The organism is Hymenobacter cellulosilyticus (assembly GCF_022919215.1).
Taxonomy (GTDB): Bacteria; Bacteroidota; Bacteroidia; order Cytophagales; family Hymenobacteraceae; genus Hymenobacter; species Hymenobacter cellulosilyticus.
In genome coordinates this window covers 3,544,376-3,570,182 of record NZ_CP095046.1, presented here as the reverse complement: position 1 = coordinate 3,570,182, position 25,807 = coordinate 3,544,376, and the positions used below count along the sequence as shown (strand labels likewise).

The following is a 25,807-nucleotide window of genomic DNA, read 5'->3' as shown; positions in this document are numbered from 1 at the left end:
TCTTCCCGGCTCATCATTCTCCTCTTATGTATTTCAAGCTAATCCTGCTCGTGCTGGGCGTGTTTGCCCTCTGGCGTGATTTCAACCGGGACCCCGGCCAGCACCTCGCCGCCAAAGGGATACAGGTCTTCTTTGTTCTGGGCCTGCTGTTAAGCTACGGGGGCAGCATTGGCTACGCCCTGAATCTGCTTTTCCGCTTTGAAGATTTTCGAACCCGATTCAGCTCGCCGGTGGGAGCCGTACCGGGTAATGTGCATCTGGTCCTTGCTACCCTGCACATTGCCGTGTGCCTGGTAACGATTATCCTGACTTACCAGCTAGAAAGCCGCCAGGACCGGGCCCGGCGGCTTCTGTGCTACGTACTGCCCCTGCTGACCTTGTTCGAAGCTTTCAACTTTCAGCGCGGCTGGCTTCAGGGAGAAGACACCGCCGATATTCCCCAATTCGCTGTGTATCTACTGGGCGTGGTGCTGTACGGCATCCTGGTGGCCTGCTTTGTGATTCTCTACAACACGGAGTTTATGCGCAGCTTTTTCGCCGGCCCACCCCTGCCAGCTGAAACTGAGTGGCTGGAGCCGGCACTGCCAGGCTCGGCAAACTAACCCCGCCTCCAAAGGTGCCACGGCCCTGATTCAGGTTGCCACCGAGCCCCATCCGCCCGTGCACCTGCTGCTGGGCGCTGACGCCTACGGCCTGGCCGAGGCGAAAATCAAGAGCCTCCAGGCGGACATGGCGACCTGGCAAGCCCTGTCGCACGCCACTGCTGCCGAGCCGGCCCAGGCGTAGCGTTTTGGGAAGGTGGCTCGCCCCTGCCCCAATTTCTGAGGGCCAGGCGGGCCGCTGCAGTCATCCCCATTCGGTCAGGGTCAGCCACCGTCAAGGCTACCTGCTGCGCTGCCTTTTTTACCTCAGTATGCCGTTAATCTATATCAATTGCCCGAAAACACATTTTCGGCGTCGCTATGCATTGACTAAGCCACGGAAGTCCTTTTTGGGTTGCTTCCGCGCGTCGGCCGTTCGCGTGGCGCAGGGTACAACGGCGCTTTTGAACTGTTCTGTGCGCAAGCAGCTTAAGGTGCCCCAATCTCGTTCAACCCTAACGCTCGAACTTCTTGAGAGCCACGGGGCGGGCTAATCCGGGGACGTAAAATGAGGCAATGGCGCGCGCCAGGCCCGGCAGCAGCTCGCCGTCGTTGGTAAGCACGATTATCGTGTAGCCTTCCTCGGGAAAACGCCAGACGTCCCCCAGGCCCGGGCCGCCGCTGTGGCCCGCATACGTGATGGTCGTCTGCTCCTCCGGCAGGCCCCAGCCGGCAGCACTAAAAGCCGCCGGCTTCCCGCCAACGGAGCCACGCGTATACAGCAAAGGATAGGCAAAGGAAGCCGGGAAGAGCACATTCTGATCCAGCCCAATGGCCCAGTTTGCCAGGTCGTCAATGGAGGCAAAGTATCCCCCGCCGTGTAAGAGTACTGAGGGTAGATGAATTTGTAGGCACGCAGCTGCTTTTCCCAGTCGTAGTACGTGGTGGCCTTTTGCGGAATCAGGTCCGTGCGCATAATCGAGCCCACGCGCCGTTCCATGTCGTAAGCCCCGTCGGTCATGTGCAGCGGCAGCAGGACCTCCTCGCGCAGAATTTGCGGAAAAGGTTTGCCGTAGATCTTTTCCAGTATGTGGCCCGCGAGCATAAAATCTGCCTGCGCGTAGTGCTGGCTGGTGCCCGGTACGTACTCCAAGGTGGAGTCCTGGAGGGCTCGCACGACGGTGGCAGTTGACGCGTACGTATCGCCCCGAAATTCGCGGAGCCCGCTCGTATGCGAGAGCAGGTGCTGGACGCGCAGAGCTTGCCAGCTGGTGGGAATGGAGTCCAGGTACTTGCCGATAGGGTCCTCAAAGCGCAGCTTGCCGGCATACACGGCTTTGAGCACGAGCGTGGAAGTCAGCAACTTGGTGCACGAGGCAATCTGAAAGTTGGTGTGGATCGTGACCGGACGATTCCATTCGAGATTGGCGGTGCCGTACGTACTCACTTTCACCCGCTTCCCATTTTTAATCACGGCAACCGCCAGCCCGGGAATGCCGAGAGCTTTCATTTGCTGCCCGATGAAAGCATCGACGCTGTGACTGACGGACTTGGAGGGCTGTTGGGCGCCCCCGCGAGCGGTAGGCACGAGAGTAACGGCAGTAGGCACGCAAGGAACAGCGGTGTTGCGAGATGCTTTTTTAGCGAATAAGAAGAAGGCTGGAAGAAGAGAAAGCGGCCGGGGTGCATGGCAGGCAGTGAGTTGGTGAAACGATACCCCAAAATTCTCCCTAGCCCTGACTGCCCATGCCCCAGTGCATACGTTGACCTGCCTCAATCTATGATCTGGGACGTATTGACTCGCTGGGTGCCTGTCCCACCATCTTCTTAAATACCCGGTTAAACGTTGAGCGTGAGTTAAATCCGCTTTCCAGGGCTACTCCCACCAGCGAGTAGTGCGCAAAGCGGGGGTCAGCCAGCAGCCGCTGCGCTTCCCGTACCCGATACGCATTCACGAAGTCGTTGAAGTTCTGGCCGCAGCCGGAATTAATAATCTTGGAAAGCAGCCCGGGCGTGATGCGCAGCCGTTTCGCAACCTCGGTCAGGGTCAGCTCGGGTTCCAGCCAAGGCTGCTCCTCATCCATTAGCGCCAGCAGCTTTTCCCGCCAGACCAGCAGCTCCGGGGTCAGTTCTGCCGCTGGCAGCCTGGTTTCGGGTAACGCCGGCGTGGCCGGCGCGGCTGGGGCCGGGTCCCCTTCAGCCGTCGGCTCGGGCGCGATGGGTAAGTCAGGGGCGGCATCGAAACGCAGCGGGGTGGTGGCCGCGGCGTAGTTGGCTTGCAGGCCGACGGCAATCAGCCAATACAGCAGGAAGCCGCGCAGGAAAAAGTAATTCCAGGAAGCCGCGTCACTCAGGCCAATCTTCCAGTTGATCAGCGTAAAAAGTTGGCTCAACACCAAGGCCAGCACTTGCACTAGCACCAATTGCCGCAGGCCGGCAAAACGCAGGCGCTCGGTATCCGAAAAGTTGTCGTGGAGGTAACGGGTGTAGCGCTGGTAATCGGTCAGTACCCGCCAGCAGTAGGCCGGCAGCAGCACGTACTGAGCATAGCCCAGGTAGCGGGCAAAGGCTTCCGCCGCCACCAGGGCCGGGCCTTTGGTGCCTACCGCCACCGGTTGCTGCCGTACGACGGGTAGCCACAGCAGGTCGTAGGCCAGCGCCCCAACTATTAGTCCACCTTGCAGCAGGCCCGGTAGCAAGTGCCGCCAAGCCCGTGGAAACAGCCGGAATTCCTGGCTGGTCAGGCTTCGAAAATACAGGTAATAGGCGGGCCCAGCAGCAGGTTGAGCCGCCAGGGCACGTAGAACAGGGCCGTCGTGTACCCGTCGTGGCTGTCGTACCAGCCGGCGTAGGCCAGCATCTGCTCCGCAATGCTCAGCGTGGGCACAACCAATAGCAGGGCCAGCAGCGCATCGGTCAGGGTGCTGCGCCGTAGTGCGCGCAGCGACAACCAGGCCGCGGCCACGATGCCGGTTATTACGGCCGGCAGCAGCAACGAGCTATGAGCCCCGAAAGTAAATAACATAGATACTTTAGTTGGCAAAATGAACCTGAACCTGCGCTAAGCCTTGGATGTACCCCCGACATTGCTGCCGGTGGGGACGCTCAAACGCGCGAGGTAGCAGTAGATGGTGGCGCGGCCGATGCCAAGCAACTGGCCCATTTCGGCCATGTTCTTGTCTTGCTGTAGGCACAGCGTTTTGGCGGCCTGCGCCTTGGACCAGGCTTCTTTTAACAGCCCTGTAGTCTGCCCGAGTACGCTCACGGAGCATGTCACGCTCGAACTCAGCCAGCGTCAAACAGGAGCCGGCCCTAGACCGTGCTTGTATTTAAATGGTGCTGCACGCCTTGCTGCTGAAAACCACTAACCTTCGTCACGAGGTCTTTGAATGAGCGCCCCAGCCGGTCGAGTTGCCTGACCACAAGCATGTCGCCCGGCCGCAGTCGGTTTAGCAAGTGCTGGAGAGCGAAGGGCTCTTTGGCGGACGACACTTTCTCCTGAGCCACCTTCAGGCAGCTGTAGGACTGCAAGGCATTGGTCTGCCGGTGCAGCTGCTGGAAGAAGGTGTTCACGCGGGCATAGCCGAAAATCATAGTAGTCTTTCTCAAGAAGTCAACGAGGGTGAAGATAGCGCGTCGATGATTGCGAAGAATGGCACATAAGACAATTTTTCGTAGCTATTCAGTGCGCGAAGTGGCGTGGCGGATGCGCCGCTAAAACGGCCATTTTTGTTAACCAACTCCGGTTAACTCATCAGTGAGGCCCTAGGGCGTTCGGACTTTGTCCTGACAGAGACCGGGGCCGGAGGAAGTTGGTCATCTTAACCAGTGAGCGGCGGTAGCTACTCAAAAGCTGAACCGGCCCGTCCTGCAGTTTTGTTACCACGCCCGCGCCATGGCATTCCCCTGACCAGCTCAGATGTTCCAGCACAAGCCGAAGCGTTTTCCTCCCTGACAAAAGACCGCCCAGCTATTTTTTCAGGCTCCGCTTGTCTATTACGCTGGTAAACAAAGTGGTCCGCAGGAAGTACTGCAAGCCGCAGTAACCGGTGGCCGCACCGCCGATAAAGCCCCAACAAGCAACCAGCCTCACGAAGCCCCTACGCGCCGGCCCAGGGCATCAAACTCCACCGCGGGCAACGCATACGGGCCCAGAATACGCACGGGCTTCGCGTCGGGCTCTCCAAACTCGGTTGCACTGTCGTCGGCCAGGTAGCTCCCTCCCTGCCGGAATACAATGTCGTAAAACGGACTCTGGGGCTGCTGTGGGTGGGTAAAGGGCACCAGCACCGCCGCCCCAAAGCGTACCGCAAGCTGCCGGCCCAGCCACAAAGCCCGGGCCTCCTCGTCCTCGCTAGGTGTGCGGTAAATGGCCAGGTGCCAGGCAAACTCCGGAACCTCGGCAGGCAGAACTTCAAAGAAAATATGGACCGGGTTGCTCGAATCAAACTCCATGGGCGCCTTCTCGCCCAGCAGCAGCGCCCACGGAAACACGGTCAGCCCCGGCATAGCTTCCTGCAAAAACGCCTGCAGCTGCGCGTCGGGCAGCTCCTGGCTCACGTACATTTCTTCCATAGCGGGTCGGGTCAACGCTCAAAGGTACCGCGGCCGCTGCTAGCCCCCGCCAGCCCGGCTAGCGGGGCTCCCAGAGCTCCACCTTGTTGCCGTCGGCGTCGAGGATATGCACGAATTTGCCGTAGTCCGAGTTGGCAATGTCGTCGAGAATGGTTACTCCGTTGGCTTGCAGCTTTGCCACCAACGCCTCGATATGCTGCACCCGGTAGTTGATCATAAACTCCTTGCGGGAAGGGGCGAAATACTCGCTGCCAGTTTGAAAAGGGCTCCATTGCAGGGAGTGCACCTCGTCGGGTCGGTCTACACCCGGGATTCGAAGGTCGCGCCCCACTCATTCACTTCCAGGCCTAGATTCCGGGCATACCAGTCCCGGGTTTGCTCGGGGTTTTCGGAGAAAAAGAAGATACCGCCGATGCCGGTGACCTTCGGGGTCGTGTCGGCGGCAGAGGCCGGGGTGGCGCTGGGTTGCTGGTCTTGCACGGAGTCGTTTTTGTAGGTAAGCCTCCGCAACTTATCATTCCGACCCCGGCCCCGCAACCCCACCTACTTATTGATTTACAACCCCTAACGATTTTGTCGCAAACCACCCGCACGGGCGCAAAAAAGGCCGACTCTGCAGTCGGCCTTTTCCTTTTTGCCCTAGGCATTCACCGGCGGGCTGTTGGTTTCGATTTCGGTGACCAGCTCCTCGTACCATTCCTCCCCGTACTTGCGCACCAAAGGCTCCTTCAGAAACTGGTAGATGCGCACGCCCAGGTTGGCCCCGAAGCTGCAGGCCGGGTTGCAGATGTTCCACCGGTCGTAGTTCAGGGCTTCGAAATCCTCGTACTTGGTGATGCGAATCGGGTACAGGTGGCAGCTGATGGGCTTTTTGAAGGTCGTCACGCCGGCCAGGTAGGCCTGCTCGATGCCGCACTTCAGAATGCCCCGCTCGTCATACAGCGCGTAGGCGCACTCCCTGTCGTTGATGGTGGTTGTGCTGTAGTCACCTTCCCAGTCCTTGATATACAGGCCCTGCTGCTCAATGGCCTGCTGCCCGGCCTCGGTCAGGAAGGGCTTGATCTTGTGGTACTCATCCTGCAGGATCTGCAGCTCGTGGGTTTCCAACGGGGCGCCCAGGTCACCTTCCACGCAGCAGGCGCCCTTGCAGGCTTCCAGGTTGCAGACAAAGAAATTGTCGCGCACGTCGTCGGAGATGACCGTATTCTGAATGATAATCATGGAATTGCAAAGAAGCGAACTGCAAAGATACACCCGGCGTTGAGAAGCAGTTCAAACCCGAACTGAAACTCTAGTTCGAAGGCTGCAACTCCGCAGGCAAAGCCCTACCTTTGCCCCTTAGCCGAGGCGCTGATTTACTTGACGAATGGCATTAGATTACAACAAACTCCTGAACCCCTCCCAGGCCGCCGCGGTCCTGCAAATCGACGGCCCCTGCATGATTATCGCCGGTGCCGGCTCGGGCAAAACCCGGGTGCTGACCTACCGCATTGCTAACCTGCTCGAGCAGGGCGTCGACCCGTTCAACATTCTGGCCCTGACCTTTACCAACAAGGCCGCCAAGGAAATGCGCGCCCGTATCGAAAAGGTAGTGGGCCCCGATGCCAAGAACGTGTGGATGGGCACCTTCCACTCGGTGTTTGCCAAAATCCTGCGCTCCGAGGCCGATAAAATCGGCTTCCCCCGCCACTTTACCATCTACGACACCCAGGACTCCAAGACGCTCATCACCCAGATCGTTAAGGAAATGGACCTGGACGATAAGCTCTACAAGCCGAGCATGGTGCTGGGCCGGATTTCGGCGGCTAAAAACAAGCTGATTTCGGTGCAGCAGTACCTGCAGGACCCGGTCATCCGCCAGGACGACGACGCGGCCCTGCGCCCCAAAATCGGGGCTATCTACCAGCAGTACCACGCCCGCTGCTTCAAGGCCGGCGCCATGGACTTTGATGATCTGCTCTTCAACACGAACGTGCTCTTCAAAGACCACCCCGACGTGCTGAACAAATACCAGAACATCTTCAAGTACGTGATGGTCGACGAGTATCAGGACACGAACTACTCCCAGTACCTGATAACGCGCAAGCTCTCGGCCAAGGAGCGCAATATCTGCGTCGTGGGCGACGATGCCCAGAGTATCTACGCTTTCCGCGGGGCCGACATTACCAACATTCTCAACTTCGAGAAGGACTACCCCGAATTGCAGGTGTTTAAGCTGGAGCAGAACTACCGCTCCACCAAGAACATCGTGAAGGCCGCTAACTCGGTCATCAAGAACAACAAGGCCCAGCTGCGCAAGGACGTCTTCTCGGAAAACGAGGAAGGCACCCTGATTGAGGTCATCAAAGCCGCCTCCGACAACGAGGAAGGCAAGCTGGTAGCCAACAGCATCTACGAGGACAAGATGAACCAGCATCTGTCGTATGATGACTTCGCCATCCTGTACCGCACCAACGCCCAAAGCCGGGCCATGGAAGAAGCCCTGCGCAAGCTCAACATCAAGTACAAGATTGTCGGCGGCCTCTCCTTCTACCAGCGCAAGGAAATCAAGGACTTGGTGGCCTACCTGCGCCTGACGGTAAACCACAACGACGAGCAGGCCCTGCGGCGGGTCATCAACTACCCCAAGCGCGGCATCGGCGACACGACCATCAGCAAGCTGATCAACACGGCTGAGGCCAGCAACCACTCCCTGTGGGAAGTGGTCAGCAACGCCAATTCCTTCCTGACGGCCCGCATTGCCAACCCGATTGAAACCTTCGCCGAGCAGATCAAAAGCTACGCGGTGCTGGCCGGCAAGGAAGACGCCTTCGAGGCGGCCAAATTCATTGCCAAGAACTCGGGCATGATTGAGGAGCTCTACGCCGACAAGAGCATTGAGGGCCTGAGCCGCTACGAGAACATCCAGGAACTGCTCAACGGGGTGAAAGCCTACACCGAGGACCCCGAGCGCGAAGACAAGTCGTTGGCTTCCTTCCTGCAGGACATTGCCCTCGTGACGGACGCCGACACCAAGGACGCCAAGGACGAAGGCGAGGCCGTAACGATGATGACCATTCACTCGGCTAAGGGTCTGGAGTTCCGCAATGTCTACATCGTGGGCATGGAGGAAAACCTGTTTCCCTCGCAGATGATGATAACCTCCCGGGCTGATTTGGAGGAGGAGCGCCGCCTGTTCTACGTGGCCATCACCCGGGCCGAGAAGAAGCTTACGCTGAGCTACGCCACCTCCCGCTACCAGTGGGGCAACCTGCGCAGCTGCGAGAAAAGCCGCTTCCTCGACGAAATTGACCCCCAGTTCGTTGACTTCAAGTTCTCCTCCGCGGGTCCCGGCGAGTCGCCGTTTGGCCACGTGGTGGAGCGCCGCTCGAACCTTATTCCCCCGCCCCGCGTAAGACGGTGGCCAAGGGCTACACCCCACCGGCTGATTTTCAGCCCTCCGACACGAGCAACCTGCAAACCGGGCAGCGCGTGGAACACCCTAAGTTTGGCTTCGGTAAGGTTACCAAGCTCGAAGCCCAGCAAGGCTCCACGAAGGCCATTATCGAGTTCGAAGAGGTCGGTGAGAAGACGTTATTGCTGAGTTTTGCGAAATTGCGGGTGCTGAGCTAGCCGTAACCTCGTAACTTGACCAGCTTACGGCCGTTTGCTGGTTTGCTACTCGTTGTACATCAGCGGCCTGAGTGTAGCCCACTCTCCTACTTCCTGACTTAACCAGCTGCTTTTCAAAGCGGCTACGCCTTTTTCCAATGGCATTACCTTCGCCTTTTAAACATGAGCTGCTGCTGCGCGAATACGGGCAGAGCACCTACGAACTGATTCAGCAGCTGCGCACGATTGAAGATCGGGAGGAGCGCACCAAGCGGGCCCAGCAGATCGTGCAGCTCATCTTCCGCCTCAATCCCGCCCTGCGCGAGCAGCCCGACGCCCAGGCCAAAGTCTGGAACCACGTGTTCGAAATGACCGACGGCGAGTTGGACGTGGACAGTCCTTTCCCCTGCACGCCCTGGATATCCTGGCCAAGCAGCCGGCCCGTGTGGCCTACCCCATCAAGTCGCCCAAGCTCAAGGCCTACGGCCGCAGCGTGGAGGTGATGATTGAGCAGGCTCTGGCCCTGGAAGATGCTGCCGAGCGGGAGCAGGCTACCATCACCATCGGCCGCACCATGAAGTTCTTGTACCGCTCCTACAGCAAGGAAAACGCGAAGGATGTAACCATCCTTAAGCACCTCAAGGAGCTGTCGGGCGGCAAGCTGGAGCTAGACCCCGCCCAGGTAGACGCCAACAATCTGTTCGACTTTGCTGCTGCTCCGGCAGCGGGTGGCCGCCCGGCCCCTTTTATCGTGCCCCAGCCCCGCGCCGAGCGGGCGGAGCGCGGGGAGCGTGGCGAGAGAGGTGAGCGGGAAGGCCGCCGCGGGGCAATAATAACCGGCGTGACAAGCAACGCCGGGGTGGCAAAAAAGGCCGCCAGGAACCTCAACAGCCGCCCCAGTAACTATATTTGCCGTTAGCCGCTGGCTCTTTGAGCGGTTGGCTAGTAGCAGGGGCGGCTCGTTCCCCTGCTTTTCTTTTATCTACCACTGCCAACAGCTAACAGCGCTTAGCTCTAGCTACCATTCTCATGGCTTCATTTGAAGTAATCGGCGGCCATCCGCTGAAGGGTGAAATCGTGCCTCAGGGCGCTAAAAACGAAGCCCTCCAAATCCTGTGTGCGGTGTTGCTCACCTCCGAGCCCGTCACCATCAGCAACATTCCCGACATCCGCGACGTGAACAAGCTCATCGAGCTGCTGCGCGACATGGGCGTCAAGGTTGGGAAGCTCGCCACCGACACCTACCGGTTCCAGGCCGATGCGGTAAATCTGGATTATCTGGACTCGGAGCAGTTCGTGGCCCAGGGCCGGGCTTTGCGCGGCTCGGTCATGATTCTGGGCCCCATGCTGGCCCGCTTCGGCAAGTGCCAGCTGCCCAAGCCCGGCGGCGACAAAATCGGTCGGCGGCCGATGGATACCCACTTCCTGGGTCTGGAGAAGCTGGGCGGCAAGCTCACGCTGGAAGGCACCGATTTCTACCGTATCAAGGCTGAAAACGGTCTGCGCGGCACCTACATGCTGCTCGACGAAGCCTCGGTAACGGGCACGGCCAACATTGTCATGGCCGCCGTCTTAGCTCAGGGTACCACTACCATTTACAACGCAGCTTGTGAGCCGTACTTGCAGCAGCTCTGCAAAATGCTGGTGCGCATGGGTGCCAAAATCAACGGCATCGGCTCCAACCTGCTCACCATTGAAGGCGTGGAAAGCCTGGGCGGCACCGAGCACCGCATGCTGCCCGATATGATTGAAATAGGCTCCTTCATCGGCTTGGCCGCCATGACAGGCTCCGAAATCACCATCAAAGACTGCCAGGTACCAGAGCTGGGCATTATTCCCGACACGTTCCGCAAGCTGGGTATTCAGCTCGAAGTACGCGGCGACGATATCTACGTGCCGGCCCAGGACCACTACGAAATTGCTACCTACCTCGATGGCAGCATCCTGACCGTATCGGACCACACCTGGCCCGGCCTCACGCCCGACTTGCTCAGCATCGTGCTGGTGGTGGCTATCCAGGCCAAAGGCACCGTGCTGATTCACCAGAAGATGTTTGAGTCGCGCCTGTTCTTCGTCGACAAGCTCATTGACATGGGCGCCCAGATTACCCTCTGCGACCCGCACCGCGCCATCGTCATCGGCCTGGATAAGCGCAACGCCCTGCGCGGCATCAGCATGACCTCGCCCGACATCCGCGCCGGCGTGGCCTTACTCATTGCCGCACTTTCCGCTGACGGCCGTAGCGTCATCGACAACGTGGAGCAGATTGACCGCGGCTACCAGTTCATCGACAAGCGTCTGAACGCTCTGGGTGCGCAAATTCGTCGTCTGTAGGCTCGGTTGAGTTGATTTTCAGAAAAAGCCCGGCCTTGTACAAAGCCGGGCTTTTTTGTGCATATACTACCGCCGATATAGTAGGCGTTACGCAAGGGAACCTGAAGGCCGGAGGATGTTGGATCTGCTCACTTTCTTAACACCTCTTGCCCCATGCGTACCTACACCTGGAAATTACTCGTTTTGCTGCTCTTCACGACGGCCTGCAGCTCTAATACGTCAGCGCCGACGCAAGCAGATGACAAACAGCTGGTAGTGAATGAGCTAATGGAGGCTCCCCCGTAGTAACTTCTGAAGCTGCGCAGGGGAACAAAGTGAAGTGCGTGGCAACAACCAACCCGACTCGCCCGAAGCCAATGAGCCTATTCGGGTGACGGCCGCGCCGGGCACCACGCGCAAGATTATTTACCACGCCAACGTGCGCGTTAAAGTCGATGACCTGGCCCGGGCCAACACCCGCATGGACAGCCTGACCCGCGCCTTTGGGGCCTACGTTTCGGACGCTTCCGAGCGGCGCGAAGACGGGCAATGGGAACATCAGATGACGATTCGGGTACTGCCCTCCCGCTTTTCGGCCATGCTTAGCCGCCTGAACGGCCTGGGTACCCTGGAGTCGAAGACGCTGGGCACCGACGACGTGACGGCCGAGCACGCCGATGTTTCGGCCCGCCTGGCGACCAAACGGGCCCTGGAGCAGCGCTACATTGCTCTGCTCAAACAGGCCAAAAAGGTCTCGGAGATGCTGGAAATAGAAGGCAAAATCGGGGAAGTACGCGCCGACATTGAAGCCACGGAAAGCAAGCTCAAAACCCTGAACGACCAGGTTTCCTATTCAACTATCAATCTCTCCTACTTCCAGGTAATCACGCTTAAAACACCGGATGCGCCAGTTCTGTCCTTCGGCAGCCGCCTGGTGCAGGCTTTCTACAGCGGCTGGGAGCTGTGCACTAATCTGTTGCTAGGTCTAGTTACCACCTGGCCGTTGTGGATTCTGGTTCTGGTCGTTGTCTGGAGTATCCGGGTGTGGCGCCGGCGCCGGGCTGCGGCAGAGGCCTCGGCGTGAGCTACTATCCACAATTAGCCACCTTTTCATCAATAAACACGAAGAGCCCGGGTGTTCTTACCACGCGCCTTGTGGCGTAACTAAACTCAGACACACAAAAAAGCCTTCTAATTGCTTAGAAGGCTTTTTTGTACCTATTGCCAATTGGCTGATTTTAGTCGACCACCATATCCACTACGGACGTCACCAACGACAGGGCAATGCTGAAGATCAGCGCCGAAATAAACCCATCCAGCTTGAAGCCAGCCAGCAGCCAATCGGCCAGCAATACGATTACCGCATTTATTACCAGCAGAAACAGACCCAGGGTCAGGACGGTAATCGGGAAGCCCAGAATCTTCAAAATAGGCTTGAGCACCGCATTCAGAATGGCCAGTACGATTACCAGCAGAATGGCGTCGGTGAACCCACCCAGGTGCGCCCCGGGCAGGAAGCGGGCCAGAACGTAGGTAATAATGGCGCTCAGCAGCAGTTTGAGAAGAAAACCCATAAGTAACGTGTGGTTGGGGATGAGAAAGAAAGAGCAAGAAGCTCGTCTAGGAACCCACAACCTTACGAAAAAATGGACACTCCGTTGGCACCGGCTTATTTCTCCGAAATCTTGGCTTTGATGCGGCCCTGGGAAACGCCCATCCAGTGCGCCATCTGAAACAGCAGTCGGGCACCCACAATGGCATTCCACTCCGTGTCGCCGGGCGCTACTTCGTTCAGGTCGCAGCCGATGATTTCCCGGCCCGATTCCACAATAGCCCGAATCAGGTACAGGGCTTCCTCAAACTCCAGGCCGCCGGGTACGGGGGTACCGGTACCGGGGCAGAGCTTGGGGTCCAGACCATCAATGTCGAAGCTCAGGTATACCTTGGGCGGCAGTTGGGCAATGATTTTGCCGCACACTTTCTTCCAGGATTTCTTGGCAAACTTCTCGTTCGACAAAAACCGGTTGTGGAACATCACCACGCGTCCGCCCGAATGCTCGACTAGCTCGGCTTCCTGCTGACACAAGTCGCGGATGCCGACTTGCACCAGTTTCTTCACCTGGGGCAGCTGCAGGGCATTGTACATGATGGAGGCATGCGAGTACTGAAACCCCTCGTACGCCGGTCGCAGGTCGCAGTGGGCATCAATTTGCAGAATGCCAAACTCCTGGTGCCGCTCGGCCAGGGCGTGCATGTAGCCCAGGGGCGTGCTGTGGTCACCGCCCAGCAGCACCACGCCCTTGCCCGCGTCGAGGTAGGCCCCGGTTTTCTGCTTGAGGTAGTCCAGCAGCGCCTTGCCCCGCTCAGTTACCTGGGCCGGCACCGTAGCAAAGCTCTGGGCTTTGTCGGCAGGCTGTCCGGCTTCGAGCCAGCCAATGTAGTCGGCAGCCAGGGTACGCAGGTTGCGGCTTTCCTCGGCTACTTTTTCATCTTCTTCCTCCATTGCCAGGCCCATGCGCCAAGCTTCTGGAATATCGGGCTCGTAGAGGTCAACCTGCAAAGAAGCTTCGCGAATGGCCTCCGGGCCCTGCGCCGTACCACCCCGGTACGAAACGGTTACTTCCCAGGGAACGGGCACCACAACTACCTGCGCTTCCTCCACGGTGAAAGGCAGACCATAAAGGCCGCCGGCACTGTCGCCCAGAGCATTGGGGTCGAAGGAGGCTAGTTTTTTTTCCAGACTGGAAGCAGCTGACTGAGACATAAGTAAAAGGAAGGTATAAAATCGTGAAAGGTTCGGGCCGTGAGTTGGCATGAAACGAAGCTGTCCTACCTGATGCTGGCCAGCCTACCGCAAGGGCAAACATAGCACGCGTCGGATAGGACAGCTACCGGTAAAGCAGGGGAAACTAACCCATCGGGTTGCTTTCCTGCCCACCCAGAAAGTCGTAAGTGCGGATAATATCCAGAATCTTCTCGAACGTGTTGCGGTCAAAGAAGAGCATCAGGGGCAGCTCCACGGAGTTTTCCTTGTCGGAGAACTGGGTAATTACCGAGAAAATCAGAGGCTGCACCTTGGGCTGGCTGGCAATCAGGCTGGTCAGGGAGCTGGCAATATTGCCTTTGGGAGCTTTGGGAGGTGCTCCGTAGATCTTGGCCTTGAGAATATTGGCCAGCTGAGTCACCAGCGCTCCGGTGATGATGTTGCTGATTTCCAGCAGCAGCGACTCCTGCATCTCATCAATCTGAATCGAATCGGCTACCGACATGCGTAGGCACACCCGCGAGAGGCGCTGCACGTGCTGGCCAGAAAAGAACATCAGCGTCGTGCCGTTGAACTCGCCCCGAATATCGGACTGAATGATGGCGTGGGTGCCCTCGAACTCGTGCACTTTATCCAGGATATTGCTCCCGGGCATAATGTCCAGATTCGGAACTTCCAGCAGCACTTTTTCCTGCGCGATTACTGCAAAGGAATCAGCCGCGCGGGCCAACCCAATATTCAGAATCTCGCGGATAATATCACGCTCTAGTTCCGTCATGTGCAAATCCATAGGAGTGTCTCAATTGAAGGGCTCCCGTTACCGAAAAACCCGAATTTCGCATTACGTTGATTACGGTCGCCTGGCTAGAAAAAGTCGCGTCAGCGCCGGTACGTCAATTACCAAACAAACCTGACCGCTACCCAGCAGCGTCACGCCGCCGAATAAGTCAATCATGTCCAGTGGTTTACTCATTGGCTTGATGACAATATCCTGCTGGCGCAGGAAACGGTCGACGATTAAGCCAAGCTTACGGTTGTTGTAGTTAACAATAATGATGTCCTGCCGGCCTTCCAGTTCTGACTTTACAGCCGGCACCAACGGGCCATCATTACTATGGAGGAGCTTGCGCAAATCTACGATGGGAATATTTTCCCCCAGCAAACGCGCCATCAGAATACCGCCTACCACGTGCAACTGCTTGGGTTGCAGCGACACTACAGAATCGGTGTGCATCAGCGGAATAGCGTAGCTGCGCTCTTCGAGCTCAAATAGCAGGGCTCCTTTTACGGCAATGGACGTGGGCAGTACCAACGTAAACGTGGTGCCTTGACCCAGGATGGAATCGACACGCAACTGTCCACCGAGCGAGTCAATGGCCAGCTTTACCACGTCTAGTCCCACGCCACGACCGGAGATATCGGTTACTTCCTTGGCCATGGAAAAACCCGGCTCAAAGAGAAACGCTCGCACGGCATGGGCGTCCAGGGAGCGGGAGACTTCGGCTGAAACCAGCCCCCGCTCCACGGCCTTGCGGCGCACCTGCTCCACGTCGATGCCCTTGCCGTCGTCGATTACTTGAATCAGCACGTCGTCCCGCTCCGTCTGGGCCGACAAGGTCAGGTTGCCTTGCTCGCGCTTACCGGCCCGCCGCCGCTCCTCGGGCGTTTCAAGCCCGTGGCCAATGGCATTGCGCACTAAGTGCAACAGAGCGTCCGTGATGATCTGCAGAATGTTGCGGTCAATCTGGATATCCTGCCCGTTAATAATGAGCTCTACTTCCTTCTTTTCCGCTACAGCCACGTCGCGCACAACCCGTGGAAACTTGTTGAACAACGAGCCTACGTTAACCAGGCGCGCGTCCATTACGCTGTACTGCAGGTCGTCGGCAATGCGGAACAAATGAGAAGCAGCAGCTTGCAACGCCGGATTGCCGATTTCCTGGCTCAACGTCAGAATTCGGTCCCGGTCAATAATCAGTTCCCCTACCAGATTGAGCAGGTGGTCCAGCTTCTTGATCTGAATGTAGACCAGATCTGAGAGCTCCAGCTTACGAGAGGTATCCTCGTCGGAATTCCTGTCGCTGTCCTCTTCCAGAATAGGCTCCTGCCCTTCCACCAGCAAGTCGAGGTTGTGAAGCAGCATCTCGGGGTTGGCCACCGGCTCATCCTGATCTACCCCCCGAATCATGTTACCAATGGTATCGACCCCGGTAAAGAGCACGGGCACCAGCGAACCCGAGAAAGTACGCTCCTTGCTGCGAATCAGCCCGAAGATGGTTTCCATCCGGTGGGCCACTTCGCCAATGTCGTTGAACCCCATGGCCCGGGCGTTGGCCTTGAGGTTGTGCATCAGCCGGAACAGCTCATTCAGGGCCTTCTCGTCGGCCGGATCTTTCTCCAGCTCACTGATGTGGCGGCTCATGGCGTCGTAGTACTCGAGCGCCTCGGCCATGAAAATTTCCCGGTATTCCTCTTCCCTTGATTTCATCGAGTAGCAAACTGCGTTGATGAAGAGAAAGAGGAAACCCGGTTGATGCGCAATTGGGTAGCCAGGCGGCTTACGTAGCCCGCAATGTCATGAAGGGGAGCCACAATATTCGCCGCCCCAGTCTGGATAACCGATTTAGGCATGCTGAACACGGCTGAGGACGCCTCATCTTGGGCAATGACCGTTCCGCCATGCTGCCGGATGCTTTGGGCTCCCTGGGTACCATCGCGCCCGAGGCCCGTCAAAACCACACCCAGTGCATTGCGCCCCACGGTGCGGGCCACGGATTGCATAAGCAGGTCCACGGAAGGCTCATCAAGCACGGGACTGACCTCAGTGGTTATATCGGTATGCCACGACTGCCACGGACCGCGTACCAGGGACCGAACAACCATATGTTGGCCTCCTGGCGCCACGATGATTTTACCGGCTTCCAGCGTGGTGCCCGGTTTGCCTACTACTACGGGTAGCATTGTAGCCCGGCGTAACCGGTTTACAAAAGACTCGGTAAAGTGGGCCGGCAGATGGATGGCCACCAATACAGCACTCGTGAGCGAGGCAGGTAGAGCCCGAACCAGTGTTTCTACGGCTTGAGCCCCGCCCGTAGAGCCCCCAATAACAGCTACCCCGCTCGGCGGAATGGCAATCAGCTGCCGCTTACCCATGGCGGGCTGCACGGGCTGTTGGGCAATAGCCCGAATCTTGCCAAGTATCTCCTGCCGGTACCGGGCAAACTCAGGATGGTCTTTGCTGGGTAAGGAAGGCAGATAATCAGCCACCCCCCACTGAGCCAATTCCCGAGGCACCATCGAGCCAGCAGCCATAGGGCTGTAGAGCAGTACCGGAATTGGTTGCTGCCGGTTAAGCCGCTCCAAACCCGCTACCTGATTTTCACTCGCAATAACCAGCCCGGGACGTAACCGTCGGGCCTGCGCTACCAACTCTGAAGCACTAGCGGCCGAGCCAATTACCCGCAAGTCGGGCTCAGCATGCAGCAGTCTAGTCAGCTCCAACCGCACGAATGCGGGCAAGTCGCCAAGCAATAGAGTGAAAGGGACGGGAGGGTTATGCACTGAAAAAATTAGAACGTGCCCAAGGACAGCGTTTTGATATACTAAGGAAACTAGGTATTAACCGTTGGAAGAAACTCTTTCCTAGGCCTCCGTTGAGTCAGAATCCTGGTTCTGCAGCGCACCACCAACGATTTCCAAGACTTTTTCCTCGGAAAACGGCTTTACGATGTAAGCTGTAGCACCGCTTTCCAGCGCTTCGTTTACAATCACTTCCTGGCCTACAGCACTGCACATAACAACCTTCACGTCTGGCTGCTCCAAGCGAATGCCTTTGAGCACGTCCAGGCCAGTGTTGTCAGGCAAAATTACGTCCAGGGTAATGAGGTCAGGACGGGTAGCGCTGGCCATTTCCAGAGCTTGCTGACCATTGGCAGCTTCTCCTACTACCTCGTAGCCGGCGTCGGTAAGCATATTCTTGAGCATCGTGCGCATGTAGAACGAGTCGTCCACGATGAGAATGCGGTTTTTCATACAGGGTAAATCAGTGTGTCGAGTCGGGAAAGGGCAATTAAAATCAAGCCAGTGTACGGGGTACTGCCGAGTAAGATTTCTTATTTCGGCTGCAGCTGCATGATTTCCGTGGGGGAGAGCAGCTTGGGCATATCCAGTACGATGATGATGCGCCCATCCACTTTGGCGATTCCCTCAATGTATTTATCCTGGATGTTGATATCCTGAATGAATTCCGGGGTTTTTTCAATTATGGACAGCGGAATAGACAGGGGCTGCGGTACCTCGCGCACCACTATTCCAATGGTGTAGTCTTTGGCTTCGATGGCCAGCGTATAGCTTACCGAAGGCAACGACTCATTAGCCGAACGGAGCTTAAAGCGTTCCTCCAGATCAATGATGGCGATGATGTCGCCGCGCAAATTGGCAATACCCTTCACGAAGGAGGGTGTTTTTGGCATTCGAGCAATTTCCGGAGTAATGGTTACCTCCTTCACCTGCTCGATGCGGATGCCATATTCCTCATCCCCCAGGCGGAACACGATAAGCTGGATGAGCTTATCCTGCTTAACGGCTTTCTTTTCGCTGGTTTGCTCTGCTTCAGGCATGCTGGTAACATACTTGGGAGAAGCCGGCAGTTGGGCCGACTTCTCTCAAAATGATAAAGGGAATGAGTTAATTACTTGGCTTTCGACTTAGAACGCGCCTTGGGAGCAGCCTTGCCGTTCTCGCTTTCAGGCTGAGTAGCGGGCTTGGCAGCATTCCGCACCCGACGGTTTGAAGCTGCCGTAGCAGCGCCGTTCCCTTCGGGCTTGGCAGCAGGAGCCGGGGCTTCGGCTGCCGCTTTGCGGGCGGCTTTGCGAGCTGGGGCGCTAGCGGCACCCCGACGTGGTTCGGAAACGACAGGTGTTGCCAGCGTCCGGCGCTGTTGCGGGCGTTCCCGGGTTACGGCCGGGGCAGCAGGCTGCGCAGCCGTGCGCTGAGCACTCATACGGCGCAAACCGCCACGGATAGGCTCGGGCTCGGGCTCAGGCAGCAAGTCTTCCATCAGTTGGAAGGCCGACAAGCCTACCTGCAGGTCATCCGCAATGTCGGTCAGATTCTGACTGGAAGTAGTCAGTTCCTGCATCGACGAAGACAGTTGCTTAGCAGTGCTGGCTACCTGCTGGGTGCCGGAAGCCGTTTGCTCGGCAATAGCTACCACTTCTTCCACGTACTTCACTACGTCGCCAATCGAGGTTTTCTGCACCTCGGTAGCTGTGAGAATGTCGCGGGAAGTGCGCAGGGTTTCGCCGCTGGAGGTGGCAATGTTCTTAAAGGCGCTGGACGCTTCAAACGTAGCGTTCTTGCCCTTAAGTACACGGCCTTCCATGGTCGAAATAGCGGTGGCGGCCGTCGTGGTGTCTTTCTTCACGTCGTCTACGAGCGTACCAATCTCACTGGCCGAACGGCGGGAGCTTTCGGCCAGCTTGCGGATTTCTTCGGCTACTACGGCGAAACCACGACCGGCTTCCCCGGCGCGGGCTGCTTCAATAGCGGCGTTCAGAGCCAGCAGGTTGGTCTGGGAGGCGATATCAGTGATAACGCCCAGCGACTTGCTGATTTCCTGGGAGCGAGTGCTTAGTACTTCGATGGTCTTGCTGGTCTGGGCGGCAGCGTTGGAGATTTCCTCCATGTTCTTTACCACCTCAGCCACCGTTTTCAGACCGAGCTGGGAGGTCTGCTCACCCAGGATAGCTGATTTGTTTACGATGTCCGCTTTGCCGGCCGTTTCCTTCGTGGCCTGCATGATTTCTTCAATCAGCTTAAAGGCTTGGTCGGTTTTCAAAGCCTGGTTCTGAGCGCCTTCGGCCATCTGCTGCATGGCCAAAGCCACATCAACCGTGACCCGGCTCATTTCCTGGCCTTTGGCCGCCATTTCCTCCGACGACTCTCCTACAATCTGCGACGAGTCGTTGATTTCGCCGAGCAGTTCGTTGAGGTTTTCAACGGCGATGTTCAGAGCGTTAGACATTGCCAGGATGTCGCCCGCGGTCTGAATCTCCACTTTTTGGGTCAGGTCACCTTCCGAAATGGCGCGTACTACGCGAGACACTTCGAGTACTGGCGAGGCAATGGATTCGATCAGGTCGTTGAGCGTATCCACGATTTCTTTCCAGCTGCCCGATACCCCGCCTACCGTGGCGCGTTCGGTCAGTTTGCCTTCTACCCCAGCCACTTTCGCTACGCGGCTTACCTCCAAGGCGAGGCGGTTCAGGTCGTCCACCATTCGGTTGATGGTATCAGCGAGTTCGGCTACCTCACCTTTAGCTTCCAAGCGAAGCTTCTGGGTCAAGTCACCCTGCGATACGCCGGTTACTACCTTTACAATGCCTCGTACCTGAGTGGTCAGGTTGGCCGCCATCGTGTTTACGTTGTCGGTCAGGTCTTTCCAGATACCCGACACGTTGGGCACGTTGGCTTGGCCACCGAGCTTACCTTCGGTACCTACTTCTTGCGCCACACGAGTTACCTCGCCGGCGAAGATGTTGAGCGAGTCCACCATTCGGTTGATGTTGTCCTTCAGGTCGAGCAGCTCGCCTTTAACATCTACCGATACTTTCTGGCTTAGGTCGCCGCGGGCTACGGCGGTGGTTACGTTGGCAATGTCCCGCACCTGAGAGGTCAGGGAGGCCGCCATGGTGTTTACGTTGTCGGTGAGGTCTTTCCAGGTGCCGCGCACGTTGGGCACTACGGCCTGGCCACCGAGGCGACCTTCGGTACCTACTTCGCGGGCTACCCGGGTTACTTCGTCACCGAAGGTGTTGAGCGAGTCCACCATCTGGTTCAGGTTTTCCTTCAGCTGCAACAGCTCGCCGCGTACGTTTACCGTCACCTTCTGGCTCAAGTCGCCGCGGGCTACAGCGGTGGCCACGTTAGCAATATCTCGCACCTGAGAGGTCAGGTTCGAGGCCATCGTGTTTACGTTGTCGGTGAGGTCCTTCCAGGTACCCGAAACGCTCGGCACGTTGGCCTGACCGCCCAGAATACCTTCGGTACCTACTTCGCGGGCTACGCGGGTTACTTCGCCAGCAAAGATGTTGAGCGAGTCCACCATCTGATTCAGGATGTTTTTCAGGTCGAGAATCTCGCCTTTTACATCTACTGTCATCTTTTGGGTCAAGTCACCTTTAGCTACGGCGGTAGCTACGTTGGCAATATCTCGTACCTGAGAGGTCAGGTTGGCCGCCATCGTGTTTACGTTGTCGGTCAGCTCCTTCCAGGTACCACCCACGCGAGGCACGTTGGCCTGGCCGCCGAGCTTACCTTCGGTGCCTACTTCGCGGGCCACGCGGGTTACTTCGTCACCGAAGATGTTCAGGGAGTCCACCATCTGGTTCAAGATATTCTTGAGCTCCAGAATTTCGCCCTTTACGTTTACCGTCATCTTCTGCGACAAGTCGCCGCGGGCTACGGCGGTAGCTACGTTGGCAATGTCTCGCACCTGAGAAGTCAGGTTGGAGGCCATGTAGTTTACGTTGTCGGTGAGTTCTTTCCACACCCCGGCCACGTTGGGCACACTAGCCTGACCGCCGAGCTTACCTTCGGTGCCCACTTCCTGGGCCACGCGGGTTACCTCGCCAGCAAACAGGTTCAGCGAGTCCACCATCTGGTTCAGGTTCTGCTTCAGCTGTAGCAGCTCGCCCTTCAGGTCTACCGTTACTTTCTGGGTCAGGTCGCCTTTCGCTACGGCCGTTGCCACGTTGGCAATGTCTCGTACCTGCAAGGTCAGGTTCGAGGCCATGTAGTTTACGTTGTCCGTCAGATCCTTCCATACGCCCGATACATTCGGTACGCTGGCCTGACCACCCAGACGGCCTTCGGTGCCTACTTCCTGCGCTACTCGGGTTACCTCGCCGGCAAACAGGTTGAGCGAGTCCACCATCTGGTTCAGGTTCTGCTTCAGTTGCAACAGCTCGCCCTTCAGGTCTACCGTCACCTTTTGCGACAAGTCGCCTTTCGCTACGGCGGTAGCTACATTAGCAATATCTCGCACCTGAAGCGTCAGGTTGGAGGCCATGTAGTTTACGTTGTCAGTGAGTTCTTTCCACACGCCGGCCACGTTGGGCACACTAGCCTGGCCGCCGAGCTTACCTTCGGTGCCTACTTCCTGGGCCACACGAGTTACCTCGCCAGCAAACAGGTTGAGCGAGTCCACCATCTGGTTCAGGTTCTGCTTCAGCTGTAGCAGCTCGCCTTTTACATCGACGGTTACTTTCTGGCTAAGGTCACCTTTTGCTACGGCCGTGGCTACGTTGGCAATGTCGCGCACCTGACTGGTCAGGTTGGCGGCCATGGTATTTACGTTGTCGGTCAGCTGCTTCCACACCCCGCCCACATTGGGAACCGAGGCCTGGCCGCCGAGCTTACCTTCCGTACCTACTTCCTGGGCAACGCGGGTTACTTCGCCGGCAAACAGGTTCAGGTTGTCAATCGTTTTGTTGATGGTTTCGGCCATCACCTTGAAGTCGCCCGACACGGGGATCTGGAAGGTTTCGTCCAGATTGCCCTTGCTGATGTTCTTCAGTACTTTGCCTACCTCCAATACCGGAACGGCGATGCTGTCCACCAGGCCGTTGATATTGTTGATCATATCGCGCCAGAAGCCGGAGGCATTTTCCGCCGAAGCCCGGGCTTTCAGGTTACCCTCTACCCCAGCAACCTTGGAAATGCGCGACACTTCGCCCCCTACCCCACCGATCATCTCTACCATCGAGTTGTAGGCTTCGGCAATTTCAGCGAAGATGTCGTCGTTTTGCTTGGTCAGGCGCACCGACACGTCGCCCTTCTTAAAGGCGTCGAGCGCGTAGAGCACCCGGTTAAGTTGGTCGTTTACGTAGTCCGCTTCCTGGCTGTCTTCCGAACCCCGGCCACTACCGCGCTTGCGGGTGATATCGGAACTGGTGCGGGCACCGGCAGGGCGTAGCATGGGACTACGGTCGTAAGGAGCCGAGGGAGTTGGAGAGGAAGGTGTATTCAAAGACGGGGAATCCTGCTCGGGAGCGTCGTTTTCCGGCGTATTCGTATTCTTGGTAGTCTTACCTGAAGCCATACAAGGTGTGGGAGTTGCGAAGCCTGGTGTAGAGAGGCGATGCTGTAAACCAGGAACACCACTGCTGAAGTTCCTAGACTTGCAAAGGTAGCAAATACCGCTTTGCTAACCACATTTCATTGCGTTTGTCGAAATGATTCTGCAAACTCTCTCCCAGTGAACTACTTGGCGTCGTTGTGGCGTTTCCAAAACCTGATTCGGAGTGCTGATAAGGGAGTGGCTCCCGGCATTATTACTATCAACTGCGGTTGCACACCGGATTATTCCAGCATCTTTGCGGCAAAATTCAACTTTTCCTCTCCCTCGGCCGTTTCCTAGTCCGAACCCTTTTGTATCCCGCCCTCTCCTAGCCTTATATGGTCAAAAATCTAGTCATCGTAGAGTCCCCTGCCAAAGCCAAAACCATTGAGGGTTACTTGGGCAAGGACTTTATCGTCAAATCCAGCTTCGGCCACGTCCGCGACCTGCCCAAGGACAATAATGCCATTGATATTAATAATGGGTTCAAGCCAACGTACGTTGTATCGCCGGACAAGCGGGAAATCATTTCGCAGCTGAAGAAGCTGGCGAAAGAGGCCGAAATGGTTTGGTTGGCGAGTGACGATGACCGCGAAGGCGAGGCCATCAGCTGGCACCTGTCCGAAACCCTGAATCTGAATGAGGCCAAAACCCGGCGCATCGTGTTTCGGGAGATTACCAAGAACGCCATTCTCAATGCCATTGACAATCCCCGGGAAATTGACCTGAACCTGGTGAATGCCCAGCAAGCCCGGCGGGTGCTCGACCGGCTAGTTGGCTTTGAGCTGAGCCCGGTGCTGTGGAAAAAGGTTAAAACTGGCTTGTCGGCGGGACGGGTGCAGTCGGTAGCCGTACGGTTTGTGGTAGAGCGGGAACGGGAAATCAACCAGCACAAATCGTCGTCGGCGTACCGCGTAACGGCGCGCTTTGATGCGGGCCGGGGTACGGTATTGGAGGCCGAATTGCCCACGCGCTTTAAAACCCAGCAGGAAGCCCAGGAATTTCTGGCCCGCTGCATTGGGGCTACCTATAAGATTGAGAATCTGGAGAAGAAGCCCGGCAAGCGCAGTCCCGCTCCGCCCTTCACCACTTCTACCCTGCAGCAGGAAGCCTCGCGCAAGCTGGGCTTCTCGGTAGCGCAGACCATGAGCGTGGCTCAGAAGCTGTATGAAGCTGGTAAGATTAGCTACATGCGGACCGACTCGGTAAACCTCTCGCAGGACGCGCTGGCGGCGGCTAAGGCTGAAATCAGCTCCGCCTACGGCCCCGAGTACGCTCACACCCGTCACTTCAAGACCAAGTCGGCCTCGGCCCAGGAAGCCCACGAAGCCATCCGCCCCACCGACTTTGCCCTGGTGAAAGCAGGTTCCGACTCGGCCGAGCAGCGCCTCTACGACCTGATCCGGAAGCGGGCTATGGCTTCGCAGATGGCCGACGCCACGATTGAGCGCACCGTGGCCACTATTGGCATCAGCACCCAGCCCGGCACGCCGCTCACGGCCACGGGCGAAGTCATTACGTTTGAGGGCTTTTTGAAAGCCTACAGCGAGTCGAAAGACGAGGAAACCCTGGACGAAGAAGTAAGCACCGAGTCGTCGTTTTCACGTGGCTTGCCGCCGCTGAACGTAGGCCAGGAGCTGCCCCTGCAGCTGCTGCGCGCTACCGAGCGGTATTCCTCACCGCCGGCCCGCTATACGGAAGCTTCGTTGGTGAAAAAGCTGGAGGAGATGGGCATCGGTCGGCCTTCGACCTACGCGCCTACCATCAGCACGATTCAAAAGCGGGGCTACGTGGAAAAAGACACCCGGGAAGGCAAGGAACGTAAGTTTCACGTGCTGACCCTGGAAGGCGACGAGGTGAAAACCGAAGCTAAAACCGAGACTTTCGGCGCCGACAAAGCCAAGCTGTTTCCGACCGATACGGCCATGGTGGTGAACGACTTTTTGGTGGAGCACTTCCCCATTATTATTGACTACCAGTTTACGGCTAAAGTTGAGGGTGAATTTGACCTGATTGCCAACGGGCAGGAGCAGTGGGGCAAGATGCTGGCCGACTTCTACGGCACCTTCCACGAAACCATCGAGCGGGGTCAGGACATTGAGCGCAGCACGCTGGGTTCGACCCGGGAAATCGGTATTCACCCCGAAACTGGTCAGAAGCTGACCGCTCGCCTGGGGCGCTACGGCCCCTACGTGCAGATTGAGCCCAAGGAAGGCGCGCCGGAAGGCGAGAAGGCCGTATACGCCAGCCTGCGCAAAGGGCAGTTCATCGAAAGCATCACGCTGGAAGAAGCACTGGACTTGTTTAAGCTGCCGCGCATCGTGGGACAATTTGAAGACAAGGACATGACGGCGGCGCTGGGTCGTTTCGGGCCCTATATCCGCCACGACAGCAAGTTCTACTCGCTGACCAAGGAGCAGGACCCGCACACCATCACGGCCCAGGAAGCCATTGACCTGATTGAGGCCAAGCGTAAATCCGACGCTGAGCGCCTGATCAAGGAATTCCCCGGCCGCGAAGACGTGCAGGTACTCAACGGCCGGTTTGGCCCCTACATCGTGGTGGGCAAGAAGAACGTGAAGATTCCCAAGGGCGAAGAGCCAGCCGAACTCACTCTGGAGCGGTGCCTGGAGCTAGCCGACGCTACGCCCGACAAGCCCGCGAAGGGTGGGCGTTTTGCCAAGAAAACCGCCCCTGCGGCGGAGGAAATGGTAGATAAGCCCGCCAAAAAGCCCGCTGCCAAGAAACCGGCGGCGAAAAAACCGGCAGCCAAAAAGGCGGCTACTACCACCGCCAAAAAGCCAGCCGTAAAGGCTAAGTAAGTAACGGGTATAACTCAGTAAAAAAGGCTCCGACTTCCCG

At 57.5% G+C, this 25,807-nt stretch carries 21 protein-coding genes and 4 pseudogenes; 7 read left to right on the top strand and 18 right to left on the bottom strand.

Annotation, left to right across the window (positions count from 1 at the left end):
* Positions 1-26 precede the first annotated feature (26 nt).
* Together MUN79_RS17455 and MUN79_RS30175 are read left to right on the top strand one after the other, a co-directional pair.
* Positions 27-602 carry a hypothetical protein gene (locus MUN79_RS17455; protein ID WP_244673926.1) on the top strand — a complete coding sequence of 192 codons (576 nt, stop codon included), beginning with the start codon at positions 27-29 and terminating at the stop codon, positions 600-602.
* Positions 603-660: 58 nt separating this feature from the next.
* Positions 661-786, top strand: a complete 126-nt coding sequence (locus MUN79_RS30175; protein ID WP_262922890.1) for a hypothetical protein — start codon at positions 661-663, stop codon at positions 784-786.
* Between the two features lie 457 nt (positions 787-1,243).
* Here MUN79_RS30175 and MUN79_RS31885 read toward each other — a convergent pair.
* From MUN79_RS31885 to MUN79_RS17415, 10 genes and pseudogenes are all read right to left on the bottom strand, one after another.
* Positions 1,244-1,513: pseudogene (locus tag MUN79_RS31885) on the bottom strand (hypothetical protein); the annotation flags it as partial.
* Positions 1,514-1,602: 89 nt separating this feature from the next.
* Positions 1,603-2,169: pseudogene (locus MUN79_RS31880) on the bottom strand (serine hydrolase domain-containing protein); the annotation flags it as partial.
* Positions 2,170-2,359: 190 nt separating this feature from the next.
* Positions 2,360-3,280, bottom strand: a complete 921-nt coding sequence (locus MUN79_RS17445) for a helix-turn-helix domain-containing protein (protein ID WP_244673924.1) — start codon at positions 3,278-3,280, stop codon at positions 2,360-2,362.
* Between the two features lie 41 nt (positions 3,281-3,321).
* Positions 3,322-3,606, bottom strand: a complete 285-nt coding sequence (locus MUN79_RS17440) for a hypothetical protein (protein WP_244673923.1) — start codon at positions 3,604-3,606, stop codon at positions 3,322-3,324.
* A 36-nt stretch (positions 3,607-3,642) separates the two neighbouring features.
* A complete protein-coding gene (locus tag MUN79_RS17435; protein ID WP_244673922.1) occupies positions 3,643-3,846 on the bottom strand; it encodes a hypothetical protein in 204 nt (67 codons plus the stop codon).
* A 47-nt stretch (positions 3,847-3,893) separates the two neighbouring features.
* Positions 3,894-4,175: a recombinase family protein gene (locus MUN79_RS17430; RefSeq protein WP_244673921.1), complete on the bottom strand. Its 282-nt coding sequence runs from the start codon at positions 4,173-4,175 to the stop codon at positions 3,894-3,896.
* 495 nt (positions 4,176-4,670) lie between these two features.
* Positions 4,671-5,156 (bottom strand): hypothetical protein, encoded by a 486-nt coding sequence (locus MUN79_RS17425; RefSeq protein WP_244673920.1) that lies wholly within the window; start codon positions 5,154-5,156, stop codon positions 4,671-4,673.
* Positions 5,157-5,214: 58 nt separating this feature from the next.
* Positions 5,215-5,442, bottom strand: coding sequence for a VOC family protein (locus MUN79_RS31145; protein ID WP_311136501.1), 228 nt, complete (start codon positions 5,440-5,442; stop codon positions 5,215-5,217).
* Positions 5,443-5,456: 14 nt separating this feature from the next.
* Complete coding sequence (locus MUN79_RS31140; protein WP_311136500.1) at positions 5,457-5,636, bottom strand: hypothetical protein; 180 nt, start codon at positions 5,634-5,636, stop codon at positions 5,457-5,459.
* Between the two features lie 159 nt (positions 5,637-5,795).
* The gene (locus MUN79_RS17415) at positions 5,796-6,377 is read right to left on the bottom strand and encodes a DUF3109 family protein (RefSeq protein ID WP_244673919.1); all 582 of its coding nucleotides are present in this window, start codon (positions 6,375-6,377) and stop codon (positions 5,796-5,798) included.
* Positions 6,378-6,522: 145 nt separating this feature from the next.
* On the opposite strand from MUN79_RS17415, the pseudogene MUN79_RS17410 reads away from it, so the two are divergent.
* The 4 genes and pseudogenes from MUN79_RS17410 (at position 6,523) to MUN79_RS17395 (ending at position 12,144) form a co-directional block, all read left to right on the top strand.
* Positions 6,523-8,768, top strand: a pseudogene (locus MUN79_RS17410) (ATP-dependent helicase).
* Positions 8,769-8,905: 137 nt separating this feature from the next.
* A pseudogene (locus MUN79_RS17405) lies at positions 8,906-9,666 on the top strand (DUF4290 domain-containing protein).
* 110 nt (positions 9,667-9,776) lie between these two features.
* Positions 9,777-11,081: a UDP-N-acetylglucosamine 1-carboxyvinyltransferase gene (gene murA, locus MUN79_RS17400; protein WP_244673918.1), complete on the top strand. Its 1,305-nt coding sequence runs from the start codon at positions 9,777-9,779 to the stop codon at positions 11,079-11,081.
* Between the two features lie 319 nt (positions 11,082-11,400).
* Positions 11,401-12,144 (top strand): DUF4349 domain-containing protein, encoded by a 744-nt coding sequence (locus MUN79_RS17395; protein WP_244673917.1) that lies wholly within the window; start codon positions 11,401-11,403, stop codon positions 12,142-12,144.
* 154 nt (positions 12,145-12,298) lie between these two features.
* Here the strand turns inward: MUN79_RS17395 and MUN79_RS17390 are convergent, their stop codons facing one another.
* From MUN79_RS17390 to MUN79_RS17355, 8 genes are all read right to left on the bottom strand, one after another.
* Complete coding sequence (locus MUN79_RS17390) at positions 12,299-12,634, bottom strand: phage holin family protein (RefSeq protein ID WP_244673916.1); 336 nt, start codon at positions 12,632-12,634, stop codon at positions 12,299-12,301.
* Positions 12,635-12,729: 95 nt separating this feature from the next.
* Entirely contained in the window at positions 12,730-13,824 is a 1,095-nt protein-coding gene (locus MUN79_RS17385; protein ID WP_244673915.1) for an agmatinase family protein, read from the bottom strand.
* 145 nt (positions 13,825-13,969) lie between these two features.
* Positions 13,970-14,614 (bottom strand): chemotaxis protein CheC, encoded by a 645-nt coding sequence (locus MUN79_RS17380; protein WP_244673914.1) that lies wholly within the window; start codon positions 14,612-14,614, stop codon positions 13,970-13,972.
* Between the two features lie 60 nt (positions 14,615-14,674).
* Positions 14,675-16,312, bottom strand: a complete 1,638-nt coding sequence (locus MUN79_RS17375; protein WP_262922889.1) for a chemotaxis protein CheA — start codon at positions 16,310-16,312, stop codon at positions 14,675-14,677.
* On the bottom strand, positions 16,309-17,343 hold the full coding sequence (locus MUN79_RS17370) for a chemotaxis protein CheB (protein WP_244673912.1): 1,035 nt from the start codon (positions 17,341-17,343) through the stop codon (positions 16,309-16,311). Before MUN79_RS17370 ends, MUN79_RS17375 begins: the two co-directional genes overlap by 4 nt.
* A gap of 123 nt (positions 17,344-17,466) precedes the next feature.
* Positions 17,467-17,856 carry a response regulator gene (locus tag MUN79_RS17365; protein WP_244673911.1) on the bottom strand — a complete coding sequence of 130 codons (390 nt, stop codon included), beginning with the start codon at positions 17,854-17,856 and terminating at the stop codon, positions 17,467-17,469.
* 80 nt (positions 17,857-17,936) lie between these two features.
* Positions 17,937-18,443 (bottom strand): chemotaxis protein CheW, encoded by a 507-nt coding sequence (locus tag MUN79_RS17360; RefSeq protein WP_244673910.1) that lies wholly within the window; start codon positions 18,441-18,443, stop codon positions 17,937-17,939.
* Between the two features lie 71 nt (positions 18,444-18,514).
* Positions 18,515-22,927, bottom strand: coding sequence for a HAMP domain-containing protein (locus MUN79_RS17355; RefSeq protein ID WP_244673909.1), 4,413 nt, complete (start codon positions 22,925-22,927; stop codon positions 18,515-18,517).
* Positions 22,928-23,283: 356 nt separating this feature from the next.
* Here MUN79_RS17355 and topA point away from each other — a divergent pair, with 356 nt between their 5' ends.
* Positions 23,284-25,767 (top strand): type I DNA topoisomerase, encoded by a 2,484-nt coding sequence (gene topA / locus MUN79_RS17350; protein WP_244673908.1) that lies wholly within the window; start codon positions 23,284-23,286, stop codon positions 25,765-25,767.
* Positions 25,768-25,807: the final 40 nt, after the last annotated feature.